The organism is Acetatifactor sp., assembly GCF_982438285.1.
This window is the reverse complement of sequence record NZ_CEWDFQ010000328.1, coordinates 1-3,438: the sequence shown is the minus strand read 5'-3', so window position 1 is coordinate 3,438 and position 3,438 is coordinate 1. Positions and strand designations below refer to the sequence as shown.

Sequence of the window (3,438 nt, the reverse complement as noted above, 5' to 3'; positions counted from 1 at the left end):
CTCTGTCTTGGGGCAAACGGCATCAAGGCTTATGTTTTCGAGTCCTTAAGACCTACGCCGGAGCTTTCCTTCGCGCTGCGCACTCTTGGCTGTACCGCGGGCATTGTGGTGACCGCAAGCCATAATCCTCCCGAATATAACGGATATAAGGTATACTGGGAGGACGGCGCCCAGGTTACCGCTCCGAGGGACCGGGAGATTATTGAAGAGGTGCAGGCTATCAAGGATTACCACACGGTAAAGACAATGGACAAGGAAGCTGCGCTGAAGGCCGGGCTGTATCAGGTGATCGGCAGCGAAATCGACGACAAGTACATGGAGGAGCTGAAAAAGCAGATTATTCATCCCGAAGTAATTCAGGAGATGGCAGACCACATCCGAATTGTGTATACTCCTTTGTGCGGAACTGGAAATGTGCCTGTCAGAAGAATTTTGTCCGAACTTGGCTTCAAGCATGTGTTTGTGGTGCCTGAGCAGGAAAAGCCGGACCCCGACTTTACCACTTTGGATTACCCGAACCCGGAAGACCCCAAAGCCTTTACATATGCGCTGCGTCTGGCAAAGGAAAAGGATGCGGATATTGTGCTGGCTACCGATCCGGATGCAGACCGTCTGGGCGTATATGCAAAGAATACAAAGACCGGAGAATATGTGGCCTTTACGGGCAATATGTCCGGCATGCTGATTGCAGAGTATATTCTGCGTGAGAAAACCGCTACAAAAACTATGCCGGAAAATCCGGCCCTGGTTACCACCATCGTGACCACCAATATGACAAAGCCTATTACAGAAGCTTATCATGTGAAGCTGATCGAGGTGCTCACGGGCTTTAAATATATCGGCGAACAGATCAAGCTCTTTGAGCAGACAGGCAGCAACAATTATGTGTTTGGCTTAGAGGAAAGCTACGGCTGTCTGGCCGGCACCCACGCAAGGGACAAGGATGCGGTGGTTGCGGTAATGTGTCTGTGTGAGGTGGCTGCATACTGCAAGAAGCAGGGAAAGACCCTTTGGGATATGATGCTGGATCTGTATGAGAAGTACGGCTATTTCAAGGAGACCCAGTACACCATCACCTTAAAAGGCATTGACGGCTCCAGACAGATTGCCCAGATCATGGATAAGCTGCGTGAGAATCCGCCCAAGGCCTTTGGGGACTTGAAGGTGTTAAAATTCAGGGATTATGAGACGGACCGCATTGTGGATATGGGAACAGGCGCAGAGACCACAACAGGGCTGCCAAAGTCTAATGTTTTGTACTTTGAGCTCCCCGACGACGCATGGTGCTGTGCGCGCCCGTCGGGCACTGAGCCCAAGATTAAATTCTATATGGGCGTAAAGGGCACAAGCCTGGAGGATGCGGATCAAAAGGTTGCAAAGCTCACGGAGGATCTGAAGGCATTGCTTTAATTTGAGGCTGCTTGTTGTGCGCGGAGGATCGATGGGAAGGATAAATGGCTCCAATCTGAAAAAAGCATTCTGGTATCTCAGGAGAAATGGATTAAAAAACACTTGTTATGCAATCTGCGAGCGCTTGGAGGAGCGGGAAAACTATGTGTATTCTTCTGTGGACAGCGAAACCCTTAGGCGGCAGCGGGAACGGGCGGAGGAATATTCCGCCCGTTTCAGCATTGTAGTGCCCGCCTACCGCACCAGAGAACCCTACCTGAGGGCAATGCTGGATTCTGTGCAAAACCAAAGTTACCCCAAATGGGAGCTGATTTTGGCGGACGCCACGGAGGATGACAGCGTGGCCCGGGTTGTGAAGGACTACAGGGATGAACGGGTGCGCTATGTGCGTCTTTTGCAGAATCAGGGAATTTCCGAAAACACCAATCAGGCGCTTGGGCTGGTGCGTTTTCCCTATACGGCCCTTTTAGACCACGACGATGTGCTGTCTCCCGACGCTTTGTTTGAAATGGCGCAGAAAATTGCAGAGGAAGAAAACAGAGGAAGAAAGATTAAGCTTCTTTACTCCGATGAGGATAAATGCGACGGAGAACAGACTCGCTATTTTGAGCCAAACCAAAAGGAAGGTTTTAACCTGGATTTGCTTTTGAACAATAATTACATCTGTCATTTTTTGGTAATGGAAAGCAGTCTGATAAAAGAGCTGGGATTCCGGAAAGAATATGATGGAGCACAGGACTTTGACCTGGTGCTGCGGGCGGCGGGAAGGCTGCTTGGAGACGAGAGCCAGATCGCCCATATCCCCAAGGTGCTTTACCATTGGCGGTGCCATGAGGCTTCTACAGCGCAGAATCCCAGGAGCAAGCAGTATGCTTATGAGGCGGGCTTAAGAGCGGTACAGGATTTTGTGGATTGTCAGGGCTGGCAGGCCCGGGCCGTGCATTTAAAGCATTTGGGCTTTTATGATCTGGAATACCAGGCTCCCATTTTTCAGGTGAGAAAGGATGTGGGCGCAGTGGGGGGAAAGCTCATCAGCCGTGGAAGAATCGCCGGGGGCCGTCTTTTGGAGGACGGTCGGCTGCTTTATGAGGGGCTGCCTGCAGCGTACAGCGGAAGGCTGAACAGGGCCTGCCTGCAGCAGGATGCCTATGGGGTGGATATCCGGCTGATTCAGGTGAGGAAGGAGTGCAGAGCGCTGTTTGAGCAGGCAGTGGGGGTTCCCTATGTTTCTCTGTCGGGAGAGGAAACCTTTGACGCGTCCACCCTTCCTGGTGATATAGATATCCGGAGGGCCAGCCTGGCCTTTGGAAGGGCTATGAAGGAAGCGGGGTTCCGCATCCTGTGGCAGCCGTCTTTTTGCAGAAAAATAAGAGAGGCTGGTAAGGAATGAAAAAAATAACGGTTGTGATTCCAAATTACAACGGCATTCAATATATGGAAGCCTGCCTGCAGGCTCTGTATGAGCAGAATGCGGACACGCCTCCCTTTGAGGTGCTGGTGGTGGATAACGGCTCCACGGACGAAAGTCCTGAAATGATAGAAGGGAAGTTTCCTCAGACGAAGCTCATCCGTCTGAAGGAGAACACGGGCTTCTGCCATGCGGTGAACGTGGGAATCTCAAGCTGCAGCAGCCCTTATGTGATTCTTTTAAACAATGACACAAAGGCTGCGCCTGATTTTGTGAAGGCTCTTTATGAGGCTGTTTCCAAAAGAAAACGCTGCTTTTCTGTGAGCGCCCAAATGCTTATGTGGGATAAACCGAACCTGGTGGACGACGCGGGAGACAGGTACTGCGCCTTGGGATGGGCTTTCAGCAGAGGAAAGGGAAAGCCTGCGGAGAAATTCTCAAAGCCGGTGGAAATTTTTGCGGCCTGCGGGGGAGCCGCTATCTACAGCCGTCCGGTGCTTGAAAAAATTGGCCTGTTTGATGAAAATCATTTTGCTTATCTGGAGGATATTGACATTGGATACCGGGCCCGGAGTTTTGGCTACAGAAGCTATTATGAGCCAAAGGCAAAGGTGCTTCAT

General features: G+C 51.2%; 3 protein-coding genes. All 3 read left to right on the top strand.

Annotated features, from left to right (window positions below; all coding sequences use genetic code 11):
• Positions 1-1,410, top strand: a 1,410-nt coding sequence (locus AC1WIP_RS13325) for a phospho-sugar mutase (protein WP_481142283.1), incomplete at its 5' end; no start/stop codon positions are given.
• Positions 1,411-1,441: 31 nt separating this feature from the next.
• The gene (locus AC1WIP_RS13320) at positions 1,442-2,800 is read left to right on the top strand and encodes a glycosyltransferase (RefSeq protein WP_481142282.1); all 1,359 of its coding nucleotides are present in this window, start codon (positions 1,442-1,444) and stop codon (positions 2,798-2,800) included.
• Positions 2,797-3,438: glycosyltransferase family 2 protein (locus AC1WIP_RS13315; RefSeq protein WP_481142281.1), on the top strand; the 642-nt coding region annotated here is incomplete at its 3' end. The genes AC1WIP_RS13320 and AC1WIP_RS13315, both read left to right, overlap by 4 nt.

Excerpts from the sequence above, each read along its gene's own strand:
- AC1WIP_RS13320 (WP_481142282.1), top strand. The coding sequence starts at position 1,442 with ATGGGAAGGATAAATGGCTCCAATCTGAAAAAAGCATTCTGGTATCTC.